Origin of the sequence: Spirillospora sp. NPDC048824 (assembly GCF_043198455.1) — a bacterium.
GTDB lineage: Bacteria > Actinomycetota > Actinomycetes > Streptosporangiales > Streptosporangiaceae > Spirillospora.
The window spans coordinates 211056-236567 of sequence record NZ_JBICUS010000012.1; the positions used below are offsets into that span (position 1 = coordinate 211056).

At 70.9% G+C, this 25512-nt stretch carries 25 protein-coding genes; 10 read left to right on the forward strand and 15 right to left on the reverse strand.

All coding sequences use genetic code 11. The features are described 5' to 3' along the window. Positions 1–95: 95 nt before the first annotated feature. The 3 genes from ACGFIS_RS24205 to ACGFIS_RS24215 are packed head-to-tail and all read left to right on the forward strand — an operon-like array spanning position 96 to position 3968. Positions 96–983, forward strand: coding sequence for an NAD-dependent epimerase/dehydratase family protein (locus ACGFIS_RS24205; protein WP_392912328.1), 888 nt, complete (start codon positions 96–98; stop codon positions 981–983). A 10-nt stretch (positions 984–993) separates the two neighbouring features. Next, positions 994–2037, forward strand: a complete 1044-nt coding sequence (locus tag ACGFIS_RS24210; RefSeq protein ID WP_392972563.1) for a mandelate racemase/muconate lactonizing enzyme family protein — start codon at positions 994–996, stop codon at positions 2035–2037. Next, positions 2034–3968 carry a DUF6807 family protein gene (locus ACGFIS_RS24215; protein ID WP_392972564.1) on the forward strand — a complete coding sequence of 645 codons (1935 nt, stop codon included), beginning with the start codon at positions 2034–2036 and terminating at the stop codon, positions 3966–3968. Before ACGFIS_RS24210 ends, ACGFIS_RS24215 begins: the two co-directional genes overlap by 4 nt. Positions 3969–4172: 204 nt before the next feature. Here the strand turns inward: ACGFIS_RS24215 and ACGFIS_RS24220 are convergent, their stop codons facing one another. From ACGFIS_RS24220 to ACGFIS_RS24230, 3 genes are all read right to left on the reverse strand, one after another. Continuing rightward, positions 4173–5369, reverse strand: a complete 1197-nt coding sequence (locus tag ACGFIS_RS24220) for a hypothetical protein (protein WP_392912334.1) — start codon at positions 5367–5369, stop codon at positions 4173–4175. 215 nt (positions 5370–5584) lie between these two features. After that, entirely contained in the window at positions 5585–6319 is a 735-nt protein-coding gene (locus tag ACGFIS_RS24225) for a GntR family transcriptional regulator (protein WP_392972566.1), read from the reverse strand. Between the two features lie 267 nt (positions 6320–6586). Continuing rightward, on the reverse strand, positions 6587–7459 hold the full coding sequence (locus ACGFIS_RS24230; protein ID WP_392912338.1) for an alpha/beta hydrolase: 873 nt from the start codon (positions 7457–7459) through the stop codon (positions 6587–6589). A gap of 160 nt (positions 7460–7619) precedes the next feature. Here ACGFIS_RS24230 and ACGFIS_RS24235 point away from each other — a divergent pair, with 160 nt between their 5' ends. The 6 genes from ACGFIS_RS24235 to ACGFIS_RS24260 all read left to right on the forward strand — a co-directional run bounded on the left by ACGFIS_RS24235 (position 7620) and on the right by ACGFIS_RS24260 (position 13512). Next, on the forward strand, positions 7620–9449 hold the full coding sequence (locus tag ACGFIS_RS24235; protein ID WP_392912340.1) for a class I SAM-dependent methyltransferase: 1830 nt from the start codon (positions 7620–7622) through the stop codon (positions 9447–9449). After that, on the forward strand, positions 9446–10402 hold the full coding sequence (locus ACGFIS_RS24240) for an alpha/beta hydrolase (protein ID WP_392912342.1): 957 nt from the start codon (positions 9446–9448) through the stop codon (positions 10400–10402). The genes ACGFIS_RS24235 and ACGFIS_RS24240 overlap by 4 nt, the downstream gene beginning before the upstream one ends. A 226-nt stretch (positions 10403–10628) precedes the next feature. Further along, positions 10629–11138, forward strand: a complete 510-nt coding sequence (locus tag ACGFIS_RS24245; protein WP_392912344.1) for a hypothetical protein — start codon at positions 10629–10631, stop codon at positions 11136–11138. 162 nt (positions 11139–11300) lie between these two features. Next, on the forward strand, positions 11301–11900 hold the full coding sequence (locus tag ACGFIS_RS24250; protein ID WP_392972568.1) for an amidohydrolase family protein: 600 nt from the start codon (positions 11301–11303) through the stop codon (positions 11898–11900). Between the two features lie 108 nt (positions 11901–12008). After that, positions 12009–12812, forward strand: a complete 804-nt coding sequence (locus tag ACGFIS_RS24255; RefSeq protein ID WP_392972570.1) for a tetratricopeptide repeat protein — start codon at positions 12009–12011, stop codon at positions 12810–12812. Between the two features lie 187 nt (positions 12813–12999). After that, entirely contained in the window at positions 13000–13512 is a 513-nt protein-coding gene (locus ACGFIS_RS24260) for a hypothetical protein (protein WP_392912350.1), read from the forward strand. Between the two features lie 57 nt (positions 13513–13569). On the opposite strand, the gene ACGFIS_RS24265 is transcribed toward ACGFIS_RS24260, so the two are convergent. The 4 genes from ACGFIS_RS24265 to ACGFIS_RS24280 all read right to left on the reverse strand — a co-directional run bounded on the left by ACGFIS_RS24265 (position 13570) and on the right by ACGFIS_RS24280 (position 15294). Continuing rightward, complete coding sequence (locus ACGFIS_RS24265) at positions 13570–13767, reverse strand: hypothetical protein (RefSeq protein WP_392972572.1); 198 nt, start codon at positions 13765–13767, stop codon at positions 13570–13572. A 43-nt stretch (positions 13768–13810) separates the two neighbouring features. Further along, complete coding sequence (locus tag ACGFIS_RS24270) at positions 13811–14098, reverse strand: type II toxin-antitoxin system Phd/YefM family antitoxin (RefSeq protein ID WP_392912354.1); 288 nt, start codon at positions 14096–14098, stop codon at positions 13811–13813. Positions 14099–14266: 168 nt separating this feature from the next. Next, complete coding sequence (locus ACGFIS_RS24275; RefSeq protein WP_392972574.1) at positions 14267–14479, reverse strand: DUF397 domain-containing protein; 213 nt, start codon at positions 14477–14479, stop codon at positions 14267–14269. Continuing rightward, entirely contained in the window at positions 14476–15294 is an 819-nt protein-coding gene (locus tag ACGFIS_RS24280; protein WP_392972576.1) for a Scr1 family TA system antitoxin-like transcriptional regulator, read from the reverse strand. Before ACGFIS_RS24280 ends, ACGFIS_RS24275 begins: the two co-directional genes overlap by 4 nt. A gap of 153 nt (positions 15295–15447) precedes the next feature. On the opposite strand from ACGFIS_RS24280, the gene ACGFIS_RS24285 reads away from it, so the two are divergent. Continuing rightward, the gene (locus tag ACGFIS_RS24285) at positions 15448–15675 is read left to right on the forward strand and encodes a hypothetical protein (RefSeq protein WP_392912360.1); all 228 of its coding nucleotides are present in this window, start codon (positions 15448–15450) and stop codon (positions 15673–15675) included. A gap of 370 nt (positions 15676–16045) precedes the next feature. Here the strand turns inward: ACGFIS_RS24285 and ACGFIS_RS24290 are convergent, their stop codons facing one another. The 8 genes from ACGFIS_RS24290 to ACGFIS_RS24325 all read right to left on the reverse strand — a co-directional run bounded on the left by ACGFIS_RS24290 (position 16046) and on the right by ACGFIS_RS24325 (position 25490). Beyond that, positions 16046–16546 carry a hypothetical protein gene (locus tag ACGFIS_RS24290; RefSeq protein WP_392972578.1) on the reverse strand — a complete coding sequence of 167 codons (501 nt, stop codon included), beginning with the start codon at positions 16544–16546 and terminating at the stop codon, positions 16046–16048. 186 nt (positions 16547–16732) lie between these two features. Next, positions 16733–18007, reverse strand: coding sequence for a thymidine phosphorylase (locus ACGFIS_RS24295; RefSeq protein WP_392972580.1), 1275 nt, complete (start codon positions 18005–18007; stop codon positions 16733–16735). Positions 18008–18017: 10 nt separating this feature from the next. Then, positions 18018–18422, reverse strand: coding sequence for a cytidine deaminase (locus tag ACGFIS_RS24300; protein WP_392912371.1), 405 nt, complete (start codon positions 18420–18422; stop codon positions 18018–18020). A 4-nt stretch (positions 18423–18426) separates the two neighbouring features. Continuing rightward, positions 18427–19782: an ABC transporter permease gene (locus ACGFIS_RS24305; protein ID WP_392912373.1), complete on the reverse strand. Its 1356-nt coding sequence runs from the start codon at positions 19780–19782 to the stop codon at positions 18427–18429. Further along, on the reverse strand, positions 19779–21182 hold the full coding sequence (locus ACGFIS_RS24310) for an ABC transporter permease (protein WP_392972582.1): 1404 nt from the start codon (positions 21180–21182) through the stop codon (positions 19779–19781). Before ACGFIS_RS24310 ends, ACGFIS_RS24305 begins: the two co-directional genes overlap by 4 nt. Then, entirely contained in the window at positions 21179–22717 is a 1539-nt protein-coding gene (locus ACGFIS_RS24315) for an ABC transporter ATP-binding protein (RefSeq protein ID WP_392912377.1), read from the reverse strand. Before ACGFIS_RS24315 ends, ACGFIS_RS24310 begins: the two co-directional genes overlap by 4 nt. Positions 22718–22898: 181 nt before the next feature. Continuing rightward, a complete protein-coding gene (locus ACGFIS_RS24320; protein ID WP_392912379.1) occupies positions 22899–23957 on the reverse strand; it encodes a BMP family protein in 1059 nt (352 codons plus the stop codon). 168 nt (positions 23958–24125) lie between these two features. Then, on the reverse strand, positions 24126–25490 hold the full coding sequence (locus ACGFIS_RS24325) for a M20 family metallopeptidase (protein ID WP_392912415.1): 1365 nt from the start codon (positions 25488–25490) through the stop codon (positions 24126–24128). Positions 25491–25512 lie beyond the last annotated feature (22 nt).

The following is a 25512-nucleotide window of genomic DNA, read 5'->3' on the forward strand; positions in this document are numbered from 1 at the left end:
CTGTTTCTGCTGGTCGAACGCTACTCACTTGACGGACGGCCACGCTGGCGCGATTGTTACTGCAACTGGTTGCAGCACGTTAAGGAGTCCATGCGGTGAGCAGAGTGCTCGTCACCGGAAGCGCGGGCCGGCTGGGCCGCAGCGTCGTCACCACGCTGGCGGCGGCCGGACACGAGGTGATCGGCGTCGACAGCGCCCCGGGCACCCCGCGGGAGGCCGCCGCCACCCTCCCGGCCGACCTCACCGATCTCGGCGAGGCCCACTCGGCGATCACACGGTTCCGGCCGGAGGCCGTCGTCCACCTCGCCGCGATCGCGGTGCCCTTCGGCCGGACGGACGCCACGACGTTCCGGGTCAACACCCAGCTGGCGTTCAACGTCTGCGCGGCCTCGGTGGCGCTGGGCGTGCCGGGGCTGGCCGTCGCGAGCAGCCCGACGGTGATGGGCTACGGCGCCCCCGGCGGCTGGACGCCCGCGTACCTGCCGCTGGACGAGGAGCATCCGCCGCGGCCGTGGAACGTCTACAGCCTGTCGAAACTCGTCGCCGAGCAGACCATGCAGACGTTCGCCCGCTCGGCCACCGGCACGAGGATGGCCGCGTTCCGTCCCTGCTTCGTCATCGCGCCGGAGGAGTGGGAGGGCGCGCCGACCCAGTCGGGGCACACCCTCCGCGAACGGCTGGACCGGCCCGAGATCGGCAGCGTCTCGCTGTTCAACTACCTCGACGCCCGGGACGCCGGCGAGTTCATCGGCGCCCTCCTCGCCCACCTGCCCCGGCTGGAGCGCAACGGCGAGGTCTTCTTCGCCGGGGCCGGGGACGCACTGGCCCGCGAACCGCTGGCGGAACTGCTGCCCCGCTTCTTCCCCGAGACCGAGGAGGCCGCGGCCGCGCTCACCGGCACGTCCCCGGCGTTCTCCGCCGCCAAGGCCGAGCGGCTGCTCGGCTGGACGGCCAAGCGCAGCTGGCGCACCGAACTCGTCTGAAGGGCCGGTCATGATCAAGGATCTGTCGGTGGTGTCCCGGTCGGTGCCCCTGGCCCGGCCGTGGGGCGCGGACGTGCCGTGCAACCACGTCCTGTTCGTCACCCTCACACTGGACGACGGACGATCGGGGACCGGGATCTCCTGGACCCCCCGGATCGGGGCGCATGCGGTCAAGGCTCTGCTGGAGCACGACGTCCGCGACGCGGTGATCGGGCTTCCGGCGCACCCGGGCGTCGTGTGGGACAGGCTGTCGGCCCATCTCGGCGAGGCGGGACGGTCCGGGATCGTCCCGATCGCGATGGCCGGCGTCGACCTCGCGCTCTGGGACCTGGAGTGCGGTGACCGCTCCCTGGTCGACGTCCTCGGGGCGCGGCGCGACAGCGTCCCGGTCTACGGCAGCGGAATCAACCGGCACTACTCGCTGGACGAGCTGACCGCCCAGGCCGCGCGGTGGGCCGCCGCCGGATACCCGGCCGTCAAGATGAAGGTGGGACGGCCCTCGCTCGCCGAGGACGTCGAGCGCGTCGCGGCCGTCCGCGAGATCATCGGCCCCGAGACCGCGCTGATGATCGACGCGAACCAGCGATGGGACCTGCACCGGGCCAGGATCGCGCTACGGGCGCTGGAGCGGTTCGACCTGTTCTGGGTCGAGGAGCCGCTGCCCGCCGACGACCTCGCCGCTCATGCGGAGCTGCGCCGGAGCATCGGCACGCCGGTCGCCGTCGGCGAGAACGTCGCCACCGCGCACGGCTTCCGCGACCTGCTGACCGCCGGGGCCTGCGACGTCGTCCAGCCGAACGTGGTGCGGGTCGGCGGGATCACCCCGTTCCTGCGCATCGCCGGCCTCGCCCGGGTCTTCGACGTGCCGGTCCACCCGCACCTGCTCACCGAGCTGTCGGGCCAGCTCGCCCTCGCCCTGCACCATCCCGCGATGGTGGAGCGGGCGGAGGACGCCGCGCTCACAGACCTCGGGCTGCTCGCCGACCCGTCCCCGGTGGAGATCACCGGCGCGGAGCTGCGGGCGACGGGCGCGCCCACCAGGTGGTCGCGGTGAGGCAGGTGAGGGTCGTCGTCGCCGGAGTCAACGGCTACGGGCGCCACCATCTGGAGAACGTCCGGCGGCTGGCGGCGGCGGGCCGCGCCGAGCTGGCCGGGGTGTGCGACATCGCGCCGCCGTCCGGGCTGGGCGTGCCGGCGTCGGCCGACCTGGCCTCGCTGATCCGGGAGACGGGGGCGGAGGCGGCGGTCATCGCCACCCCGATCCACACCCATGCGCCGCTGGCCGTGGCCGCGCTCCGGGCCGGTGCGCACGTGCTGCTGGAGAAGCCGCCCGCGCCGTCGGTCGAGGAGTTCCAGACGATCTCCGCCGCGGTCGCCGAGACGGGGCTCGCCTGCCAGGTCGGTTTCCAGTCGCTCGGCTCGGACGCCGTCCCGGCCGCGCGGGACGTCCTCGGCGAGCCGCTCCGCGCCATCGGGGTGGCGGGGGCGTGGACCCGGCCGTTCGGCTACTACACCCGTTCGGCCTGGGCGGGCCGCCGCCGGCTGGACGGCGTCGACGTCATGGACGGCGCCCTGACCAACCCGTTCGCGCACGCCGTGGCCACCGCCCTGGCCGTGGCGGGAGCGGACACGGTCGATTCGGTCGCCGGCATCGAGCTGGAGCTGTACCGCGCCAACGCGATCGAGTCCGACGACACCTCCAGCGCCCGGCTGCGGCTCGCCGACGGGACGGTCATCGCGATCACCGTCTCGCTCTGCTCCGTCCGGCGCACCGAGCCCTACCTCCACCTCCACGGCGAGACCCGGTCGGCCCGGCTCTTCTACACCGTCGACGAGATCGAGTCCGGCGGGGTCAGGACCGGTTTCGGCCGGACGAACCTGCTCGGCGACCTCCTCGCGCACATCCGGGACAGCACACCGCTCCTGGTCCCGCTCGCGCGCACCGGCGGTTTCACCCGGCTGCTCGACGCGATCCGGCTGGCTCCCGAACCACGCCCGATCGAGGAGCGGTTCGTCCGGAGGGAACCGTCCCGGCTGGTCCTGCCCGGCATCGAGGGCCTGGCCGTCCGCGCCGCGCAAGACCTCAGAACCCTCTCCGAACTGGGCTTCCCTGACACCGTCGAGCCGGCGGACCGCCCGTGGCCGGAGACGATTCTGCGGGTCGGCGGCCATGAGGTGGCCGCGTACATCCAGCGCGGGGACCTCCAGGCGACCGATGCCCCGCGGCCCCACCTGCATCCCGTCCGGACCCTCGGCGGGACGGTCGTCACCGAGACCCAGCCGGACGACCACGTCCACCATTTCGGGGCGGGCGTCGCGATCTCCGACGTCGACGGGGTCAACTTCTGGGGCGGCTCCACCTACGTCCCCGGCGAGGGCCCGAAGATCCTCCCCAATCACGGACGGCAGCGCCGGCGCACCCTCCGCCCCATCGACGGCGGCTACGCCGACACCCTCGACTGGGTCGGCCCGGACGGCACCGTCCTGGCCGACGAGGAGCGGACCCTGACCGCCCGTCCCGTCGCCGGAGCGTGGGTGCTGCACTTCACGTTCACGCTGACCGGCCGGACCGGGCGGCCGCTCGTCATACAAAGCTCGGCGTGCAAGGGCCGCACGGGCGCGGGCTACGGCGGGTTCTTCTGGCGTGCGCCCAAGGACTCCCCCGGCCTGGCCGTCTTCACCGGCGAGGCGTCCGGAGAGGAGGCCGTGCACGGCAGCGTCACGCCCTGGCTGGCGCTGACCTCGGACGCATGGAGCCTGGTGTTCGTCCAGACCGCCGGGCTCGACCCGTGGTTCGTGCGGGCCGCCCACTACCCCGGTGTCGGACCCGCGCTCGCCTGGGACGAGCCGCTGACCGTCCCGCACCACCTGACCCGGGCGATCACCGTCGTGGTCGCCGACGGACGCCTCACCCCCGGCGAGCTTCGCGGAAGTTCGGAGGCCCGTTCTAGTTGGCTTTCTTCTGTTCTTGAAGGCATGCCTTGAGTGCCTTTTGTGCCTTCGCGGGGTCATAGCCGGGCGGCGGTGTCCATTGCTCGCCGTTCGCCGGAACCTTGATGCCGTGCTTGCGCAGGCAGTCCGTCAAGGTACGGATCGCGCTGGGCGCTGTGCTCGGAACGGAAGGGGCGGACCGCCCCCGGCCCTGAACCGGGGACGGCCCGCGCGGACGTGGCCGGAACGCTCAGAGCGTCAGGTCACCGGGTTGTCGACGAGGTAGACGGACGGCGACGGCTTGCCGCAGGTCGCCTGGGTGGACGCGCCGCCGTTCAAGGTGAGCCGCGCGCCGGCGGAGCCCAGCATCACCCGGACGTTCTGCGACCCGGACGACGGCGTGAACGGCCCCGCCGTCAGCGCGCCGTCCGCGGGCAGCGGCACGACGAGCCGCTGGTCGCGCACCAGGGTCGTCGCGGGGATCGAGACGCCCTCGTCCGGGATGACGTTGAGGGTCTGCGGCGTGCCGCCCTCGACCTCCAGGTTCAGCTCGGACACCGTGCCGGAGATCGTGGTCACGCCCTCGTCGAGGAGGCCGTTCACCGTCTCCTTCGGCACCGTCAGGGCACCGGACGCGTTCGTGAAAGAGAACGAACCCGACTTGCTGACCGTGAGCGGGATGCCGTCGGCGCCGACCGCGATCCCCACGTCGTGGGGCCGGCCGTCCCAGGTGCACTGGTACGGCGCGTTGATGACGCCCGCCAGCTCACCCGACTTGGGCTCGGGGAAGTTCAGCGGCGCACCGTGGAACTTCGCGGGCGGCTGCCCCGGCTCCCCGCCGACGCCGAGCGTCAGCAGGGCGTTGCCGCCCCGCGGCTTGCAGTCCGCGGTGATCGGGAGCGAGAAGCCGGCCGAGGACTTCAGGTCGACCTGCGCGAACGCGCTGTCGAAGCCCAGCGTGACCTTGCCGCTCTGCGGCGCGGTGTACGGCCCCACGTCGAACGGGCCCTGGCCGGGCGCGGGCAGTCCGACCTTCAGCGGTTTGCCCGGCTCGATCGGGATGTCGGTGAGCGTGATCGGGTCCTTGGCGATGTTGACCGCGTCGGGCGTCGAGTTGGTCGCGCCGATGGACATGTCGCTGATCGTCGCGTCGGCCTTGTCGAGGCCCAGGATCGGAGCCAGCGTGGTCAGCCATTCGGGGAAGGTGATGCTGCCCGCTCCCTGCGTCAGCCAGAACTCCTGGCCGGGGCCGAGCTGGACCGGCGCGACGCCCTGGATGTCGACGTCCAGGGGCAGCCACAGCACCGGGAGCACTCCGGCGAAGTTGATCGTGCAGGCGATCGGGAGCTTGAACCGGCCGGTGTCCACGCCGATCGCCGGCAGGTCCTGCGCGGGGATCGCGTTGGCCGCCGGGGGCGCCACCAGCGTGGGCGCCAGCATGACCAGCGCGCTCATCGCGGAGAGGATCGCGGTGCGGATCGGTCCGCGGCGCACCGGACGCCCGGGAGAGGAGCGTGGTGTCGGGGGGGTTCGCATGTGGTCCCTCATTCCTTCGGGATCGGGGGATGCGTCCCACAGTGTGTGTCACACAGTTGGCGGCCTAGTAGGAAGGGCGGTGCGCGTTTCCGCCGGCGACCTCTGCTCGAACTCACAACGACGTTTCCGGGACCTCAGCCCACCTGCGCGTCGAGCGCGGCGCGGAGCCGCCCCAGCACCTCCGCGTGCCAGTCGTCCAGGAGACCGATCGCCTGCCGGGCGGGCCCCATGTCCCCCGCCTCCCAGGCGCTGATGAGCTGATCCCACCACCACACGTGCACGCCCGGGGCGTCGAACACGACGTCGAGCACTTCCGGCACCTCGCCCAGCATCGGCCCCAGCGAGTTCAGAACCCCGAGGAAGACGCCGCCGCCGACCGCCATCGACCCCGCCCGCAGGACGTCCAGCACGCCCTGGTGGACGTCCGCCGGGGTCGCCTCCTCATCCCGCGCCAGCATGTCGAGGCGCCGCCACGCCCGCCGCACCGGCGCGGGGTCGTGGGCGCCCGGGTCCGCCTCGATCTTGTCCAAGACCGATCCGTAGAACATGCGCAAGGTCTCCAGGATGTCCCGGAGGATCCGGACCGCCAGGTCGGGAAGCCTTCGCGAGAACCGGAACAGGTAGCGCCACGTCTCCACCCCGCCGTACGCCTCGACGTCGCGGACCACGGCGCCGACCCCGTGGTGGGTCTCCACGAATCCCGCCGTCCGCAGCTGCCCGAGGACGAGCTGGACCGTGGACGGGTTGATCTCGTACTCCCCGGCGAGCCGCCGGATCGACGGCAGCCGCTCCCCGGCCCGCAGCCGCCCCGACGCGATCGCGAACGCGATCTGCTCGGCGACCTCCTCGACCACCGTCCCGCGGGTCACGGCGTGCCCGCCCGGTTCCCGGACCGTCCAGCGCCCGCCAGTGAGCTCCGCATGCGGGACAGCGTACGGCCCGGACCGCTGCCGCGCCGCTCAGGCGGAAGAGCGGATCACTCATCTGACTGAGGAAACCGGTCCCTGACTTCTGTCATCCGGACACTATGTGCGCGCCACTGTACGACACAGACTCTGGCACACCACGCATTCGCGGGAGGAACCCTTGCCGCAGCCCTTTCTGCCGTCACCGACTCCGCCGTCGCCGCACTTCCGTCACCGGCCGCCGACCGACGCGATGAGCCGGGGCCAGATCCGATGAAGTTCCCGTTCCCAATAGGGCCAGCTGTGCGTGCCGTTCCGGTACAGGTGGGCCGCCACGGGGATTCCCAGGAGGCGCAGCCGCCGGAGGAACGGCCGGATGGTCGACCGTACGACGGGCTCGGCGAGATTGGCCGCGCTCCACGACCCCGGCCGGTCCAGCGGGCCGGGACGCCCGGTCAGCCCGCAGGACAGGAACACGTCCGTACCGCGCAGCCCGGCCGCCAGGTGGAGCGGGTCGGCGGCACGCCAGCGCCGGTCGTCGAGCACGGGCACGCCCCACATCGCGAACGGGTTCACCCGTCCGGCGATGCCGGTGGCGGCGAGCAGGGTGGTCGCGGCGAGCGGCGAACGGATCGTGCACGGACCGCTCAGCGCAGCCGCGGAACGGAACATCCCGGGATGGGCCGCCGCGCTCAGCAGCGCCCCGTACCCGCCGCCGGAGACCCCGGCGACCGCGCGCACGGCCGAGGCCCGGTACCGCCTCCGCATGAGCTCGTGGAGTTCGTGGACGTGGAAGGTCTGCCACTGCGGGCCGCTGCGCCAGTCGGCGTACCCGCCCGCCCGGCCGCCGTCCGGCATGGCGATGAGGACGTCGTCGTCCCGGCTGAGATGCTCCACGTCGGTGTGGCGCGTCCACGACGCCGAGTCGTCGAGACCGCCGTGGTGCAGCGTCAGCAGCGGCCGGCCATCGCCACCGTACTCGGACCAGCCGTGCGGGACGAGCACCCGGATCGACCATTCTTCCGGGCCGAGGGAATCGGCCTGCACCGTCAGTTTCCTGAGCCGGTCGCTCAGCATCTCCTCGTCGATGACCTTGATTGCCATGAACCGAGGTTATGACGCTCACGAATGGCCACATCACTGACTGAACTCAAGATTCGACTTTACTGACCACTGAGTTATCTGCGTCCTTTCAAGCGCCTTTTCTAGCATGCCCGAAAGACGCCGAAGGCATTTTTCGCAACTGAATGAAAGGGGTGGGAACATGGCCACCGGCTTGATCGTCGTCATCGCGCTCTGCATGACGGCCAACGCGTGGCGGCTGCGGGCCCGCCTGCGCGGCCTCCGCCCCCTGCCGCCCGCGCCCGAGGGCGAACCGCCGGGCGGGAACGAGTTCGTCCTGCTCACCGCGGACGGGGTCGAGGTCCCGCCCGGCGTGCTGCGCGCCGCCGAGCGCCACGCCCGCGACAACGGCATCGGCCTGGTCGACCTGATGCCCCGGGACCTGCCCGTCGACGCGGCCCTCGACCTGGCCCGCCATCTGGACTTCGCCGCCTACCGCGACGACGTCTTCGGCATGGGCCGCGGGGCCTGCCACGCGGTTCTCGCCTTGCGCACCGCCACCGCCGACGCCGGGATCACGACGTTCACCGGCCTCGACCCCGACGAACTCGGCGCGGCCACCGCCCGGCTCCGGCTTTACACGGGCTCGGCCGACATCGTCGCCGCCCCGTTCGGCGGCCACGACCAGACGGCTTTCCGGCGTTCGCGGATGCGTTCGCTCGCACTGGTGATCCCGCAAACGCTCGCGCTACCGCAGACGCTGTTCGCGGCCGCCGGCGGATACCTTCTCGTGGCCGGGGGCATCGTGCTGGCACCGGTCGCCGGGTTCGCGCTCGCGCTGCTGTACTGCGCTCTTCCGGCGCTGGTCTTCGCCGGTGCCGCCGTACGGCCCCGCGACCTCACCCGCGTCTGCGCGCTGCGGCTCGTCCACACGCCCCGTTCGATCGTCCGGACCCTCACCGCCCCGAGGACGCGCTGGGAACGGGACCAGATCGCCCGCCGCGAGGAGGCCCGCGTCTGGTACCGGGCCGAGATCGACCGCGGGATCGACCGGTTCGCCGGGCCGCGCGCCGAGGAGTGCCCCTGGTGCGGCGGCCGCGCGTTGAGCAGGCGGGTCGTGGCCCGCGACATCCTCCAGGGCAAGCCGGGACGTTTCACCATGGACCGGTGCGACGGCTGCGGGCACGTCTTCCAGAACCCGCGCCTCACCCCCGACGGCCTGGCCTTCTACTACAAGGACGTCTACGACGGCCTCGGCGACGTCCTGGCCGAGCGGATCCTGTCCTCCAACACCTCCTGGTACCTCGCCCGCGCCGCCATGGCGGCCCGCGAGACCGACCCCGCCACGTGGCTCGACATCGGCACGGGCAAGGGGCATTTCTGCCGGGCCGCGCGGACCGTCCTGCCCGGCACGCGCTTCGACGGCCTCGACTTCGGCGCCGCGGTCGAGGAAGGCGCGCAGCGCGGCTGGCTCGACCGCGCCTACCGCGGCGAGTTCACGGCACTGTCCGATGATCTGGCCGGACGGTATGACATGATCAGCATGCACCACTACCTGGAGCACACCGCCGATCCGCTCACCGAACTCGACACCGTCGTCAAGGTGCTGCCTTCCGGGGGGTACCTCCTGATCGAACTGCCCGACCCCGAATCCTGGTTCGGCCGCGTCCTGCGCGGCTACTGGGTGCCCTGGCTCGCGCCCCAGCACCTCCACATGATCCCCATCGGCAACCTGCGCGCGGCGCTGGCGCAGCGCGGCCTGGAGATCCTCGCCGAAGAGCGCAGGGAGGCCGACCAGGGACCGGACTTCGTCGCGTCCGCCGCCGCCGTCGTGAACCGGCTCGGCCTCGACGTCGACCGGCCGTGGTGGCCGCGCCCCCCGGGCCGCCGCGAGTACGCCGGCGCGCTCGCCGCGATCGTCCTGGCCGGTCCCCTCATGGGAGCGGCCGTGCTGCTGGACCTGCTCACCACCCCCATCGCCCGGAGGACCAGCAACGCCTACCGGGTCCTGGCCAGAAAGAACCTCGGATGAGACATCTGCTGCTGACGCTCGCCCTGCTGTTCTCGCTCATCTCCGTACCCGCGCCCGCCTCGGCGTCGGAGATCACCGAGACGTGGATCGACGCACGCACCCTCGACCTGACCTGGACGTCGCCGAACGTCGCGGAAGAGGTCAGCGTCCGCCTGCTGCTGCCCAAGGGCTGGAGCCGGACCGCGAAGCGGACATGGCCGGTCGTCTACGCCTTCCAGGGCGGACGCGACGACTACACGTCCTGGACGCGCGAGACCGGCATCGAAGAGCTCGCCGCGCGATGGGACGTCATGGTCGTCATGCCGTCCGGCGGGGACAACGGCAGCTACACCGACTGGTGGAACGACGGCGAGGGCGGCGTCCCGCGCTGGGAGACCTTCCACACCAGCGAGGTGATCGAGCTGATGGCCCGCTACCGCGCGGGAAACAGCAGGGCCGTGATGGGCGCGTCATCGGGCGGCCAGGGCGCGCTGGCCTACGCCGCCAGGCACCCCGGCATGTTCCGCTACGCGGCGTCCTTCAGCGGCTCCACCCACCTGACCATGGCCGGGATGCAGGTGTTCCTGATGGCGGTGAACCTGATCGGCTCGGGCATGGACGCGTTCCGCATCTTCGGCGTGCCCGGCCTCGACGACGCGAACTGGCGCGCCCACGACCCGTACGTGCTGGCCGAGAAGCTGCGCGGCGTCGGCCTCTACGTCTCCAGCGGGACCACCGGCATGAACGGCCCGTACACGCCAGAGGGCGCCCAGTGGCGGCTCACCCAGCTCAGCGAGATCCTCATCGGGCAGATGAACCACTCGTTCGTGGCCCGGCTGAACGAGCTGAACATCCCGGTCACGTCCCACATCTACGGCAACGGCTGGCACGCCTGGCCCGAATGGATTCCGGAGATGAACGCGGCCTGGCCCCTGATGATGCGCGCGATCGGCGCGGAGGCCGCAGGGTCGTAGCCGCGCACGCACGGCCGGCGTACGCCTTCACCCGCCGAACCGGCGAGCTTTGAACGCCGATCGCACGATGGCGCGAACCGCGCGATCGTCCGCGACGTCCCATTGCAGAACGATTCCGGCGCGTGCCGCGCCTGGGCCGACGACAGGGGGCTTCGTGACCGGTTCCTCTCACAACGCGGGTCAGCCCGACATGTCGAGTCCCGGCCGCGGCGTACGAAGGCCGGGCGTGTTCAAGGCGGCCGTCGCCTTTCTCTTTCTGTCGACCATTGCCTACGGTTTCGTGGAGTTCTCAGGCGAAGGTCAATCAGGACCTTTGGCAGAGACCAGGACTCCCTTCGCCGCGATCATTTACGGGGCGATTCTCATCTGGGTCGCCGCCGGTGGACGCGAGGCCAGGACGGCGATGCTGTGGGCGGCCGTGGTGTCGGGCGCCTCGCAGTGGTCCTGGGCGCATGGCCCGGAGGGTCTGGTCTCGTACCTCGTCGCGTTGGCCGCCTCGGCTCTCGGTGTGGTGTTGCTGTACAGGCCGAAGAGCGGCTCATACCTCGACGTCAAGGAGTCACAGATCGCCGCCGCGCAGGTCCGCCGGCTGTTCGAGGAGCGCGGGAGGGGCGGCGAACGCCTGCACACCGTCTCCGGCATCGCCGCCATCCTCGGCATGAGCGGTACGACGGTCTACCAGCATCTGACCCCTGACCAGCGACGGCAGGTGCCCCCGCCGCCGGACGAAGTGTGATCCCCCAAGCTCTCCCCGGGCGGCTTCCGGATCGGCCGGGGGATCAGCGCGGCTGAGGGGCGTCGGGCCGGGGCAGTGCGGTGCTCTCGGTCAGGCGGCGCAGCAGATCGACGAGGTGGCTGCGGTCGGCCTCGGTGAACCCGCCGAAGAGGTGCTCGCCCAGTGGGCGCCGACGGGGTCCTGCTGACCACCTCGGCCGGCGGGCGCTACCTCGGCGACCCGGTGTTCGCTCCGCTGCTCGCCGAACTCGACCGCCGCGGCGCCGTCGCGTTCACCCATCCGTTCTCGCCCAAGGGGATCGTCGAGGTGCCCGAGGTCGGAGGCTGGCTCGGCGACTTCCTGCTCGACACCACCCGCACCGCGCTCAGCCTGATCGCCACCGGGGCCCTGGACCGCTACCACCGGCTGTCGATCATCTTGTCCCACGGGGGCGGGTTCCTGCCGTACATGGCCGGCCGCGCCGAACGCTGGGGCAGGGAGGACGACGGGCCCGCCCCGGCGAAGATCCGGCGGGCGCTGCGGCGCTTCTACTACGACACGGCGCTGCCGATGTCCCCGTACGCCACCCCGACGCTGCTCGGCGCGGCCGGCGCCGACCGCGTGCTGTTCGGCACCGACTGGCCCGCCAACTCCGCCCGCGAGGTGACCCTCAACACCGCGGCTCTCGACCGCGACCCGAACCTCGACCATCGCGCACACCCGGCCATCGCCCGGGACAACGCCCTGCGCCTACTCCCCCGCCTTGCCAAAAGGCGTCGGTGAAACCGGTGGTGGCGGACGTCCGACCGAGGTCGTGTGCGGACATGCGGGGGCGGGGAGCCGGTTACGGCTCCACCCACAGTCCACCAGGCCATGTCCTAGAGTCCCTGCATGCATCTGGACGACGGGCGGAAGGCCGCCGAGGCCGGGGACTGGGTGGCCGCCGGGCACGCCTTTGTGCGGGCCGCGATGGAGGGCAGTGCGGAGGGCGCCGAACTCGCGGCCCGGGTGACCGCCGAACTTGTCCCGCTGGCGGACGGCGGGTCGGCGGAGGCCGCCGCGCTTCTCGCCGGGATCTACCTGGAGTATTTCGACGAGTCGGCCCTGCCTGCGGCCGCAGCGTACGCCCGCGTAGCGGCCGAGGCCGGGCTCCCGGCCGGGCAGCGCACCTACGGGCACATGCTGGTGAAAGGCCTCGGCGTCGAAGAGGACCGGGAGCGTGCCGCCGCGCTGTTCCGGGCGGCCGCCGAGGGCGGGGACGCCTACGGCAGGTTCAACCTCGCCCTGCTGGTCGACGACACCGACGAGTCCCTGCAGCTGTTCGAGGCCGCCGCACGCGAGGGGATCGTCGTCGCCGGTGCCGTGCTCGCCGACCGGCTGTCGGCGCTGGACCGGGACGAGGAGGCACTGGGTTGGTACGTCTGGGCAGCCGAGCACGGGCATACGGAAGCGATGAACGCCGCCGCCTGCTGGTATCGCGACGGCTTCGGCACCGCACCTGACCCGGTGCAGGCGGTGCGCTGGTTCTTCGTCATGCTCGCGCACGGCGACGGAAACGGCGTTCACGAGGCGATCCAGATGGCGAAGGCCGGCGCCTTGAACGTGGAGCAGATTCGCGAGGCCGGACGGCTCGCCGGCGACCCCACCTCAGCGGAGACCCTGATCGGCATGCTCCCGAGCGGCGAAGGCTTCTGACGGCAGTTCGTTCCTGCGCCCACCCACCATGGTGGCTGTGGCGTCGGGTGGCGGGCGTTGGGGGTCGCACCGTCGCAGAGAGGCGTGGAGTGTCCCATAGCTGTCCTATAGCTGTCCCATAGCTGTCCCATATCTGCCAGTATCGACCGCTGTCGGCAGGCCGCAGAGGTGCAGGAGGGACCCCCGCATGGGGACTGGGGAAATCGAAACGATCCAACTCGACGAAGACCAGCGTGCCGACGTCGTCTTGATACTCGATACGTTGCGCACTGCGGGTTGGCGGATTCACCACGTCACCACCCGCACCGATGAACCAATGGTTATGGAGCCCGGAGCGGGAGCCCGATACAAGACACCGGCCTGCGAGCTTGATGTCGAGTATGCAGGTATGTGCATATCGGTCGGAATCGAAGGCATTGGCAACTGGGAGGACCATGAACTGCTGATTCACGGCTGCGGGCAGTACGCCAGTCGCCACAACACGGCGCAGCCGAACGACGATCAGCGGAAGCTTGTGGACGTTCTTGCGGTGCTCACGGCTTATCAGGAGCGGCTGGCACCCAACACCTACGCCGACTTCGGCCGTGCCCTGTTGAGGGCTTGTGACTCCATTGAGTACAACTCGGAAGAGACCGGCGTGTACGAGTTCACCCAGCAGGACTTGGATAGCGGAGAATTGCCTGTGCTGAAGCGCCAGTAGCACAAAGCCAGCGACACCTTCTTGACAGTCTCGCCGTACTCGGCTGGTGCGGGGAGATCAGCTGTCGGGATGAGCGTTGTTGATCACGACGGCGTCTCCCATGACGAGGTAGTAGACGGTGACGTCGTCGCGAGTGACGGTGTAGTGCGCGTGTTCCAGATCCTCGATTCCGAGCGGCTTGGCGTCCGGCGGTACCGAATCACTCAGCAGCGACATGATCACCAGCTGGATCGCTGTTCGGTAGTGCGGCGCCATCCCGGCAATCTGGAGCCGGAGTGTGCGGGGGACGACGAGGTGGTCAGGCAAGCCAGTCCCCCGAGGCGACCTGCCCGCGGGCGTACACCTCGTAACCGGGCGGGGTCTGGCCGGCGTCCAGGTACGGCTTGATGCGGGTGGCCTCCTGGTCGGCCTGCCGGGCGGCACGCTCGCGACGCAACTGCTGCAACTCCTGCCACTCCTGCTCGGTGACCATCACCACTGGATCCCGACCGTTCTTGGTGATGCGGGGGTGCGCCCTGCCGTGGACCACGGCGGCGTGCATGTCACCGAGACGCTTACGGGCCTCCTTGATCGGATACGACTCCATGCCCCAGACCCTAGTGCACACAGTGGCACGAGTGAACACGGTGTACACCTTTGAATCCCGGACTGAACGTCCGAAGCAGTCGCCGGGCCGAACTGCAGCGCGTTCACCTTGTCGGTCGGCCATCGCGGGGCCACCCACGGCCGGTCGGACGACCCAGATCGCCCACGGTCAGCGTTCCAGGTCGAACTCGCACGCCTTCGCAGAGTCGGCGAACACCCGCCACGCCGCAGCACCGAACGCCAGCCGAGGGCCGTCCGGGTCCTTGGAATCACGCACGGCGATCATCGGAGCGACGTCCGCGACCTCCACGCATTCACCACCATGCTGTGAGCTACGGCTGCTCTTACGCCACAGGGTGCCCGAAACATCCGAGGTGCTCATAGCTGCTCCATCGCGTCTTGGATCATGGCCAACGACTCCTCAGTGGAGAGCGTCTGACCCTGGATCAGGTCCCACGTTACGACTTGCAGCGCGACCCTGTCGCGCCGCTTCAGCAGTATCCCCTCTGCGGAGGCCTCCGTATAGGCGACGTCTGGCTCGTTTTCGAAACCTAGGATGATAAAGCTTCCTGCCAGGCCAGCATGAAATCCCACAGCGTACGGGACGATCTGTAGTTGAGTCTTCTCGCGCTGCCCTACCTCCAGCAGATAGTTGAGCTGCTCACGCATGACCTCCGTACCTCCCACACTCCGGCGGATAACGTCCTCGTCCATGACGAGGAAAGTGTGTGGAGGGTTCTCTCGTTCGAAGATCGACTTCCTCTCCATGCGTTCGGCGACGAACTTTGGTGTAGCGGAGCCCATCATCAGGCTGATGATCGTGCCTGCGTACGCCTCGGTCTGGAAGAGTCCGCTGATCAGGTTGGTGCTGAAGACGCGGACGTGGCTGGCCTTCTCTTCGTAGCCCAGGTATTCCGGGAAGCCCGGAGGCAGGATGGTCAGGTGTCGCGTCTCGTTGATGCGCTCCCATAGGCGGCGGAACAACCCGTCCACCTTGAAGTAAGTGTCGAGGGCGGCGGCGAATTCTTCGGATGGCAGGTTCTTGCGTAGCTCGACCTGGCCGACGTAGGAGTCGGCGAAACCGAGCTTTTCAGCGAGTTCCTTCTTGGTGAGACCGGCCTGCTTTCGGCGCCACTCGAGTTCCTTGGCGAAGGTGACGATGGCTGGTCCGTCGTAGGGCTCGGATTGGGCGGGCATCACGACCTCCGGGGGGCTGCACCCGGACGGCGGGTGCGGACGATCTTGCCTGCGGTGCATTGCTGGTGGTACTCGGTCGATTCCTAAGCGCAGTCGAGCGTGTGAGTGTGGTCACACGAAATTGGCGAGCGGGAACGAGTCAGAGGGAACTCGATGACTGCGCGAGTGCAGGTGGACGAACGGGAGCTGGAGCGGCTGCGGGCCGACTTCGGCGGGTGGCGGATCTGGCGGGCCGTCAAGCAGGACGGGCGGCTGGGCGAGTGGGTCGCCAGCCTCCACGACCCCAAAGCCGGGGTGGAGCCGACGCTGATGTTCCCCACGGCGCCCCTGCTGCGGAAGGCGCTGCTCCGGCAGGCCGAGAGGGCGCGAGCGAAGGGCTGAAGGCCGAGGTGGTGGACACAGGTCGTCCACCACCTGGCGTGAAGGCCCCCGAGAACGCGGCGCGGTCGGTGGACGTCCCCCCGGGCCTACCGGCCGCGCCGTCCCACGAGAAGAGGTGAGCTTCATGGGTATGCGATCCGGCAGGCACGCGGCCACGGCCGATCGCACCGGCGCGGGACGTCCACCATGCGGTCAGCGTGCTCGTTCGTGAGCTGGCGGGCGCGTGAGTCCGGGCGAGCGGGGGCCGGTCGCGGCGGATCTCATCCTGTTCGGCGGAGCCTGCATCGGGACGGGTTCTTCGGGTTCCTGGCCGGGAGCCGGTGACCTGCCCGGTGGCGGTGACCACGGCGGCAGGTCACCGGCGCGGCGCTCAGCCCTTGGGGACAGGCAGCAGGTCGGCGTGCCTGACGTTGTAGCCGCCCTTGGTGACCGGGGCGAAGGCCGCGGGGCCCATGCAGGTGCCGACCTTGCCTTCTCCCCATTCGCCTTCCTCGTTCTGGTCGCCGTTGACGACCGACCAGGAGAACCCCATGCGGTCATGCCTGCCACCGGGGCCGCCGTCGTGGACGGTGAAGCCGAACCGGCGGCCGATCCAGTCCTTGATCGGTTCGTCCGCCTTGGTGACGACGGCGGTGAGGGTGGCGTTGCCCGGGCTCGTCGCCAGGCAGTCGACCCTGGCCTCCGACCGCACGGTCCATCCCGCCTCCGGGGAGTGGTGGGAGATGTTCACGATGCCGCGGGCGTCGGTGGGCAACCCGTCGGGGACGCCCGGCTTGGGCGCCGAGTACGGAACGGCGCGGGCGTTGATGGTGAAGGCGCGGACGTCCTGATCGGGCCAGTAGGTGAGGCGGATCTTCGCGGACCCCGACACGCGCGCCGTCTTGGCCTCGGCCGCGGGCGTCGCTGTCGGCGTGGAAGTCGTCTGCCGGATGCCGACCGGCGGGGTGCGCGGCGGAGGTGGCGAACTCCGGAGAGGCTGCCATGCGCGGTCCTTCCATCAAGATCGGCTGACCCGATCCCGCGCGCCGGACACGCGGCGGGGCCGCCCCGGAGCGGTTCAGGAGATGCGGTCGATGATCAAGGGGTGGAGGGACGGGGTGCCGTCGTCCGCGATCTCGTACGCGCCGTCCAGGGACTCCAGGGCGCGGGGCAGGCGGGTCTCGTCGTCGGTGTGGAGGGTGAGGAGCGGCTGGCCTGCCGTGACGGTGTCGCCCGGCTTGGCGTGGCAGATGATGCCCGCGCCGAACGACACCGGGTCCTCCTTGCGGGCGCGGCCGGCGCCCAGGCGCCAGGCGGCGACGCCGACGCCGTAGGCATCCAGGCTGGTCAGAACGCCCGTGGACGGGGCCGTGACCATGTGGGTCTCGCGGGCGGACGGGAGGGGCGCATCGGGGTCGCCGCCCTGGGCGGTGATCATGCGCCGCCAGACGTCCATGGCGGAGCCGTCCTTCAGGGCGTCGGCCGGGTCCTTGGACGACAGCCCGGCGGAGGCGAGCATCTCGCGGGCCAGGGTGAGGGTCAGTTCGACCACGTCGGACGGGCCGCCGCCCGCCAGCACCTCGACCGACTCGGCGACCTCGACGGCGTTGCCGACCGCGTTGCCGAGGGGGCGGTCCATGGCGGTGAGCAGCGCGGTGGTGCGCAGGCCGTGGTCGGTGCCGATCGCGACCATCGTCTCGGCGAGTTCGCGGGCGTTCTCCACCGTTTTCATGAACGCGCCGGAGCCGACCTTCACGTCCAGGACGAGCGCGCCCGTGCCCTCGGCGATCTTCTTCGACATGATCGAGGACGCGATCAGCGGGATCGACTCGACCGTTCCCGTCACATCGCGGAGGGCGTACAGCTTGCGGTCGGCGGGGGCCAGACCGCCGCCCGCCGCGCAGACCACGGCCCCGGCGGAACGCAGCACGTCCAGCATCTCCGCGTTCGACAGCGACGCCCGCCAGCCCGGGATCGACTCCAGCTTGTCGAGGGTGCCGCCGGTGTGGCCGAGGCCGCGACCGGAGAGCTGCGGGACGGCGGCGCCGCACGCGGCCACCAAAGGCGCCAGCGGCAGGGTGATCTTGTCGCCGACGCCGCCGGTGGAGTGCTTGTCGGTGGTCGGGCGGTCCAGCGCCGACCAGTCCATCCGCTCACCGGAGCGGATCATGGCCTTCGTCCAGCGGGCCACCTCGGGACGGGTCATGCCGTTCAGCAGGATCGCCATCGCCAGCGCCGACATCTGCTCCTCGGCGATACCGCCCCGCGTGTAGGCGTCGACCGCCCAGTCGATCTGGTCGGGGGTCAGCGTCCCGCCGTCGCGCTTGGCGCGGATGACATCGATGGCGTCCACAAAGTCCCTTTCAAGCACGTTCGATCAGGTCGTCGGGGCCGAACGCGTCCGGCAGGACGTCCGACATGGGCAGGATGCCGCGCGTCGTCTCCAGCAGCATCGGGGCGCCGCCGTGCTCCCAGAGGAGCTGGCGGCAGCGCCCGCACGGCATCAGCGGGTTCCCGTGCCGGTCGACGACCGACAGCGCGACCAGCCGGGGCCGCTCCGACTTGCCGGGGCCGTGCAGCGCCGACACGATGGCGCACTCCGCGCAGAGCCCGATCCCGTACGAGGCGTTCTCGACGTTGCATCCGGTGATGACGCGGCCGTCGTCCACCAGGGCGGCGGCGCCGACGGGGAAGCCGGAGTACGGGCAGTACGCGCGTGTCATCGCCTCCCGCGCGGCGTCGCGCAGGGCAGGCCAGTCGATCTCCATACCGCTATCGTGCCTCACCGCGCCGGTACCGCTGCCCGTTGGCGGCGGGCATGCGGAGGCGCTGGCTCGCCAGGGACAGGACGAGCAGCGTCGTCAGGTGCGGCGTGAACGAGACCAGCTCGCCGGGGACCGCGTCGCTCAGCAGGAACCAGGCGAGCAGCCCGACGGCCGCCGCCAGCGACAGGACGGCCCCGACGTAGGCGTTGCGGACCTCGCGGCGGGCCAGGTCCGTCGCGGCCTGGGGACGCAGCTTCCCGGCGCGCCGGGCCTGCCAGACCGCGACGCCGATGAGCAGGATCGCCACGAACAGCAGCAGCGCGTGGACGGCCTGGCCGCCGCCGCGCACGTTCATCGCGTCGGTGTAGCCGAACAGCAGCGAGCCGACGGTGAGGCCGCCGGGACGCCAGTTCCCGAAGATCATGGCGGCGAGGCCGATGAAGCCCCGGCCGTTGGTCTGGCCGTCCTGGAACAGCGGGGCGGCGACGGTGACCAGGAAGGCGCCGGCGAGGCCGGAGAACCCGCCCGAGATGATCACGGCGGCGTACTTCATCCGGTACACGTTCACGCCGAGCGACTCGGCGGCGTACGGGTCCTCGCCGCAGGAGCGGATCCGCAGCCCGAACGGCGTCTTCCACAGGATCAGGAAGCTGAGCGGCACCAGCAGCAGCGCGACGAGGGTCAGCAGCGACATGTCGCTGGTCAGCCCGCGCAGGATGCCCGCGAGGTCCGACGCCAGAAACCAGTGCCGCTGCTCCAGCGACCCGAGCCAGTCGGGGCTCTGCCAGCCGCCTATCTTCCCGCCGGACAGCACCGGCGCCGTCAACGTCATGATCGGATCGACCGGCGGGGACTGCCGGGGGCCGCCGCCGAGGGCCTTCGCCTCGCCGGTGGCGAAGATCAGCCCGGCGAGGAACTGGGTGAGGCCGAGCCCGAGGATGTTGATCGCGACACCGGACACGATGTGGTCGACGCCGAACGACACGGTCGCGACCGCGTGCAGCAACCCGCCGAGGGCGCCGCCGAGGATGCCGAACAGGACCCCGATCCACGGGCCCCACTGGAACCCGGCCCACGCGCCCGTCCAGGTCCCGAGGATCATCATGCCCTCGAGACCGATGTTGATGATGCCGGACCGCTCCGACCACAGCCCGCCGAGACCGGCCAGGAAGATCGGCACGGCGAGGCGGAGCGAGGCGCTGACCGTCCCGCTGGAGGTCACCGGGTCCGCGTCGTCGATCACGCGGACCAGCGACAGCAGGACCAGCAGCCCCGAGGCGATCAGCAGGTAGTGCGGCCAGCGCAGCCTGCGTTTGCCGTTCGCGGGCTTCTTCGCGGCCACCGTCTCGGTCGCGGCGCTCATGAACGGCTCCCCGTGGACTCGCGGGCCAGGTCGTGGCCGGTGGCCAGCTCGGCGGCGACGGCCCGCTGCTGCATGCGGATCTCCCAGCGCCGGACGAGCTCGTACACGATGACGACGGTCAGCACGACCACGCCCTGCATGACCCTGACGATCTCCTTCGGAACGTCGACCGCCTGGAGCACGTCGGACGTCTGGTCGAGGAACGCGAACAGGAGCGCGGCGAGTGCGATGCCGGCCGGATGGTTGCGGCCGAGGAGCGCGATGGTGATCCCGGTGAACCCGAGCCCCGCCGGGAAGTTCAGCGAGTACTCGTAGGACGCGCCGAGCAGCTCCGGCATGCCGATCAGCCCGGCGACCACACCGGACGCCAGCATCGTGTAGACGATCATGCGGCGGGCGTTGACGCCGCTGGCCTGCGCGGCGGACGGGGACAGCCCCGACACCTTCAGGTCGAACCCGAACCTGGTGTAGTTGATGACGACCCAGAACACGATCCCGACGATGATCGCGACCGGCAGCAGCCCGTACATCTGGTTGGGCAGGTCGAGCCCGATCGAGGACAGGAACCCGTTCAGCGGCCCCACCCGTCCCGACTCGGGAATCTGCGGGGTCGCGACGTTGTTGCTGCCCGGCCGGAGCTCCGCGAGCCGCTGGTCGTTCAGCAGGTAGGCGATCAGGCCGGTCGCGATCGCGTTCAGCATGATCGTCGACAGGACCTCGCTGACGCCGCGGGTCACCTTCAGCACCCCGGCGATCGCCGCCCACAGCCCGCCGACCGCCATCGCCGCGACGATCACGAGCATCTGGCCGAACGGGGCGGGCAGGGTCACCGCCCCGCCGAGCACGGCCGCCAGGAACGCGGCGAGCCGGTACTGGCCGTCCACGCCGATGTTCAGCAGCGCCATCCGGAACCCGATCGCCACCGCCACCGCGGACAGGTAGTAGCGGGTGGCGCGGTTCACGATGTCGACGATCGAGTGTTCCGTGGTGCCGTAATCGATCATGCTCCGGATCGAGCTGATCGGGTCGGCGCCGGTGACGCGCAGCAGGATCATCGTGATGCCGAGGGAGATCAGCAGCGCCAGCGCCGGCGCGCCGATCTTCAGGCCGAGCCCGGTCGGGCCGAGGCCCCGCAGGATCGCCTTCCACGCCGGCACGGGCTCCGGTTCCCTGGGCGCGGCGCCGCCGTCCGGCTCGTCCGGTGCATCGCCGGAGCCCGGCTTCGCCAGGTCGGGCCCGGACGACTCGGCCTCCGACGGCTCCGGCTCCGGCTCCGCCTTCGGCGAGTCCGGCTTCGGCGACTCGGGGGCGGGTGTTCCGTCGCCCGGCCGCGCCGGGCCCTCCGGCTCGCCGTCGTTCGGCTCGCCGTCGTTCGGGTCGCCGTCGTTCGGGCCGGTCATGACGCGGCCCCAGCCCCGGTCATCGCGGAGCCGAGCTCCTCCGGCGTGACGGTCCGCGGATCGACCTCCGCGACGAGCCGTCCCCGCAGGATCACGTGCAGGGTGTCGGACATTCCGATGAGTTCCTCAAGGTCTGCGCTGATCAGCAGCACGGCCAGCCCGTCGGCGCGGGCCTGCCGCAGGTAGTCCCAGATGGCGGCCTGGGCGCCGACGTCGATGCCGCGCGTCGGGTGCGCGGCGATCAGCAGGCGCGGCTCGCCGGACATCTCCCGCCCGACGATGAGCTTCTGCTGGTTGCCGCCCGACAGCGCGGCGGCGGGCACCTCGATGCCCGGGGTCCGCACGTCGTACTCCCGGACGATCCGGGTGGTGTCGCGGCGGGCGCCGCGCCGGTCGACCAGCGGGCCGCGCACGTTCGGGGGCCGGGTCTGGTGGCCCAGCATGCGGTTCTCCCAGAGGCTCCCCTCCAGGACGAGCCCGTGCCGGTGCCGGTCCTCGGGGATGTAGGAGATCCCGGCCTCGCGGCGCCGCCGGGTCGTCCAGTGGGTGATGTCCTCGCCGCCGTGGACGATCGACCCGGCGTCCGCGTCCCGGAGCCCCATGATCGCCTCGATCAGCTCGGTCTGCCCGTTGCCCTCGACCCCGGCCAGCCCGACGATCTCGCCGCGGCGGATGCGCAGCGACACGTCGTCCACGATGGAGCGGCCCTCGGGCGACAGCACCGTCAGCGCGCCGATCTCCAGCTGGACGTCCTCGGTGACGGTCGACTCGCGCAGCTCCGGGGTGGGCAGCTCCGAGCCGACCATCAGCTCGGCCAGCCGCCGGGAGGTGACCTCGCCCGGGTTCAGCCTCGTCGCGACGGTGGTGCCGCGCCGGATCACCGAAATCGTGTCGGCGACGGTCAGCACCTCGTCGAGCTTGTGGGAGATGAACAGGACGGTCAGGCCCTCGGCGCGCAGCTCCCGCAGGTTGCCGAACAGCTCGTCGACCTCCTGCGGGACGAGCACCGCGGTCGGCTCGTCCAGGATCAGCACGCGGGCGCCCCGGTACAGCACCTTGAGGATCTCCACGCGCTGCCGCTCGCCGACGCCGAGCTTCTCGACCAGCACGTCGGGGTCGACGTGCAGCCCGTACGCCTGCGACATCTCGGTGATCTTGGCGCGGGCGGCGGCGAAGTCGATGCGGCCGAAGCGCCGGCCCTTGGCGCGGGGCTCGGCGCCGAGGATCACGTTCTCCAGGACGGTCAGGTTGTCGGCCAGCTTGAAGTGCTGGTGGACCATGCCGATGCCGCGGCCGATCGCGTCGGCCGGGGTCCGGAAGGAGACCTGCTGCCCCTCGACCTCGATGGTGCCCTCATCCGGCCGCTGCATCCCGTAGAGGATCTTCATCAGCGTGGACTTGCCGGCGCCGTTCTCGCCGCAGAGCGCGTGGACCTCGCCGTGCTCGATGGTGAGGTTGATGTCGCGGTTGGCCACCACCCCGGGAAACCGCTTGGTGATCGATGTCAGCCGCACGGCCGGCACCTGGTCAGGCACGAGTGCCCCTCCTCCTGCCTCGAACGTGCTGTGGGACGTGACGCCCGGTGTGCGACGGAACGTGCCGCGCACCGGGCGTCATCAGTTCGGTGACGCCCGGTGCGCGATTACGGCCGGACGAAACGGGCCGGTCACGTCACCGTGCGGGGTCACGCCCCGCAACGGTCAGGCCCCGCCAGGGTCACGCCTTGGTCGGGACCTTGATCTCACCACTGACGATCTTGGCCTTCAGCTCGTCCAGCTTGCCCTTGACGTCATCGACGTGACCGCCGGACGTGGCGTAGCCGACGCCGTTGTTGCTGAGGTCGTACGTCTTGGTGCCGGCCTTGACGTTGCCGTCGGCGACGCTCTTCACGAAGTCGTACACCGCGACGTCGACGTGCTTCTCCATCGAGGTGAGGATCTGGTCCTTCACCCCGGCGACCGCGGGCTGCTTGTACTGGTCGGAGTCGACGCCGATCGCCCACTTGCCGGCCGCGCCGACGGTCTTGATGACACCGATGCCGGCGCCGCCCGCGGCGTGGTAGATGACGTCCGCGCCCTGGTCGAGCTGGCCCTTCGCGGCCTCGTTGCCGAGGCCGGTGTCCTGGAAGCCGTTGAAGTTCGGCGGCTGCGTCAGGTACTTCGCCGGAAGGATCTTGATGTCCGGCTTGGCGGCCTTCGCGCCCGCCTGGTAGCCGGCGAAGAACTTGTGGATCAGCGGCACGTTGACGCCGCCGATGAAACCGATCGTGCCGCTCTCGGACTTCAGCGCCGCGGCGGCGCCGACGAGGAACGAACCCTGCTCCTCGGCGAAGCAGGCGCCGCTGACGTTGGCTCCGTCGACCTTGCACTGGTCGGCGTCCACGACGAGGAACTTGGTGTTCGGGAAGTCCTTGGCGACCTTGACCACCGAGGTGGTGTAGGCGAAGCCGACGCCGATGATCGGGTTGTAGCCCTGGTTGGCCATCAGGCGCAGCCGCGACTCCTTGTCGGAGTCGGGCTCGTCGGGCTTGGCCGAGATCTCCTCGGTCTCGAGCTTCAGTTCCTTCTTCGCCCGGTCGAGGCCGGCCGCTGCCGAGTCGTTGAACGACTGGTCACCGCGGCCGCCGATGTCGAACGCGAGACCGACCTTGAGGGTCTTCTTGGCGCCCTCGTCGCCGCCGCCGGTGTCCGCCTGCTTGCCACCGCACGCGGAAGCGGCGAACGTCAGCGCCGCACCCGTCACGGTGACGAGTGAAATCTTCAGTCCACGGCGCAAGGTAGCGCTCCTTCCGTTCCCCACCCAGGGTCGGCGGCCGGACCGGCCACCGAAATCGATCGGACGCTACCTCGCGAATGTGGGCAAACTTCCCGCTTGCACTGATTCGCAACAGGTCCGTTACCAACGCGTAGGCATATCGCCACAGGTCAGCGCCCGAATGGGGGGTTACGCCAGTGCGGCACCCTCGATCGTTGCGGCGTCGCCGGGACGACCGCCCTCCCACAGCGCGGTCAGCGCGGTCGCGCTGAGCACCCGCACGCCGACCGCGACGCACCGCTCGTCGACATCGAAGTCGCCGCGGTGCAGGTCGTACTCGCCGGACGATCCGGGGGTGCGGACACCGAGCCGCGCCAGCGCGCCGGGGATCGACTCCAGGTACCAGCCGAAGTCCTCACCGCCGAGGCTCTGCGGGGTCGGGACCACGCCCTCCTCGTCCATGACCTGCGCGGCCGCGTCGCGGAACATCTGCACGCTGGTCGCCTCGTTCACGGTCGGCGGGACGCCCCGGACGTATTCGAGGGACGCCTCCACGTCGTAGGCGGCGGCGACCGACTGCAGCAGCGCCTTCATCATCTCCGGGGCCCGGTGCCACGCGTCGTCGTCGAGGCAGCGGACGGTGCCCTCGGCGATCCCGTCGTCGGGTATGGCGTTGGCGACCGAGCCGGCCGAGACCCGACCCCACACCAGCGACAGGCTGGAGCGCGGGTCGACGCGCCGCGACAGCGCCGACGGCAGCTCGGTGACGATCTTGGCGAGCGCGTACACGAGATCGGCGGTCAGGTGCGGCCGGGCGGTGTGCCCGCCGGGACCGGTGACCTTCACGTACACCTTGTCGCAGGCCGCGGTGATCGGGCCGGTGCGCAGGCCGAGCTGGCCGACCTCGATGCGGGGGTCGCAGTGCAGGGCGAACGCGCGGTCGACACCCGCGATGCCGCCGGCGGCCATGACGTCCAGGGCGCCGCCCGGGGTCTCCTCGGCGGGCTGGAACAGCAGCCGCACCCGGCCGGGAAGCAGCCCCGCCTCCGCCTGCTGGGCGAGGAACAGGCCCGCGCCCAGCACCATCGCGGTGTGCACGTCGTGGCCGCACGCGTGCGCGACGCCGGGGACCGTCGAACGGTAGGGGACGCCGCCCTTCTCGTCCTCCAGGGGGAGCGCGTCGATGTCGGCCCGCAGCGCGACCGTGGTGCCGTCGGCGGGGCCGATGTCGCAGAACAGCCCGGTGCCGCGCGGCAGGATCACCGGCTCCAGCCCGGCCGCGCGGAGCCGCTCGGCGATCTTCTTGGTGGTGCGGTGCTCGGCGTAGCCGAGCTCGGGGTGCATGTGCAGGTCGCGGCGGAACTCGATCAGCTCGTCCTCGTGCCCGGACAGGAACGCGTCGAGCTGCGGCTGCAGCACCGCACCGCCGAGCACCTCGGACCCGGCGGAGGCGGCGCCCGCGGCGGGGGGACCCGGCACGATCTCGCCGGTGACAGGGCCTTCCGGACCTTCGGGCGCGTCCTCGCCGACCACCAGATCCTCCTCCACCGGCATGTTCTCGCGGGCCGGCACGATC

Excerpts from the sequence above, each read along its gene's own strand:
- ACGFIS_RS24300 (WP_392912371.1), bottom strand. The coding sequence starts at position 18,422 with ATGGAGATCGACTGGCCTGCCCTGCGCGACGCCGCGCGGGAGGCGATG.
- ACGFIS_RS24260 (WP_392912350.1), top strand. The coding sequence starts at position 13,000 with ATGGGGACTGGGGAAATCGAAACGATCCAACTCGACGAAGACCAGCGT.
- ACGFIS_RS24255 (WP_392972570.1), top strand. The coding sequence starts at position 12,009 with ATGCATCTGGACGACGGGCGGAAGGCCGCCGAGGCCGGGGACTGGGTG.
- ACGFIS_RS24285 (WP_392912360.1), top strand. The coding sequence starts at position 15,448 with ATGACTGCGCGAGTGCAGGTGGACGAACGGGAGCTGGAGCGGCTGCGG.
- ACGFIS_RS24325 (WP_392912415.1), bottom strand. The coding sequence starts at position 25,490 with ATGCCGGTGGAGGAGGATCTGGTGGTCGGCGAGGACGCGCCCGAAGGT.
- ACGFIS_RS24305 (WP_392912373.1), bottom strand. The coding sequence starts at position 19,782 with ATGAGCGCCGCGACCGAGACGGTGGCCGCGAAGAAGCCCGCGAACGGC.
- ACGFIS_RS24230 (WP_392912338.1), bottom strand. The coding sequence starts at position 7,459 with ATGGCAATCAAGGTCATCGACGAGGAGATGCTGAGCGACCGGCTCAGG.
- ACGFIS_RS24275 (WP_392972574.1), bottom strand. The coding sequence starts at position 14,479 with ATGAGCACCTCGGATGTTTCGGGCACCCTGTGGCGTAAGAGCAGCCGT.
- ACGFIS_RS24240 (WP_392912342.1), top strand. The coding sequence starts at position 9,446 with ATGAGACATCTGCTGCTGACGCTCGCCCTGCTGTTCTCGCTCATCTCC.
- ACGFIS_RS24220 (WP_392912334.1), bottom strand. The coding sequence starts at position 5,369 with ATGAGCGCGCTGGTCATGCTGGCGCCCACGCTGGTGGCGCCCCCGGCG.
- ACGFIS_RS24270 (WP_392912354.1), bottom strand. The coding sequence starts at position 14,098 with ATGGAGTCGTATCCGATCAAGGAGGCCCGTAAGCGTCTCGGTGACATG.
- ACGFIS_RS24235 (WP_392912340.1), top strand. The coding sequence starts at position 7,620 with ATGGCCACCGGCTTGATCGTCGTCATCGCGCTCTGCATGACGGCCAAC.
- ACGFIS_RS24210 (WP_392972563.1), top strand. The coding sequence starts at position 994 with ATGATCAAGGATCTGTCGGTGGTGTCCCGGTCGGTGCCCCTGGCCCGG.
- ACGFIS_RS24310 (WP_392972582.1), bottom strand. The coding sequence starts at position 21,182 with ATGACCGGCCCGAACGACGGCGACCCGAACGACGGCGAGCCGAACGAC.
- ACGFIS_RS24265 (WP_392972572.1), bottom strand. The coding sequence starts at position 13,767 with ATGGCGCCGCACTACCGAACAGCGATCCAGCTGGTGATCATGTCGCTG.
- ACGFIS_RS24280 (WP_392972576.1), bottom strand. The coding sequence starts at position 15,294 with ATGCCCGCCCAATCCGAGCCCTACGACGGACCAGCCATCGTCACCTTC.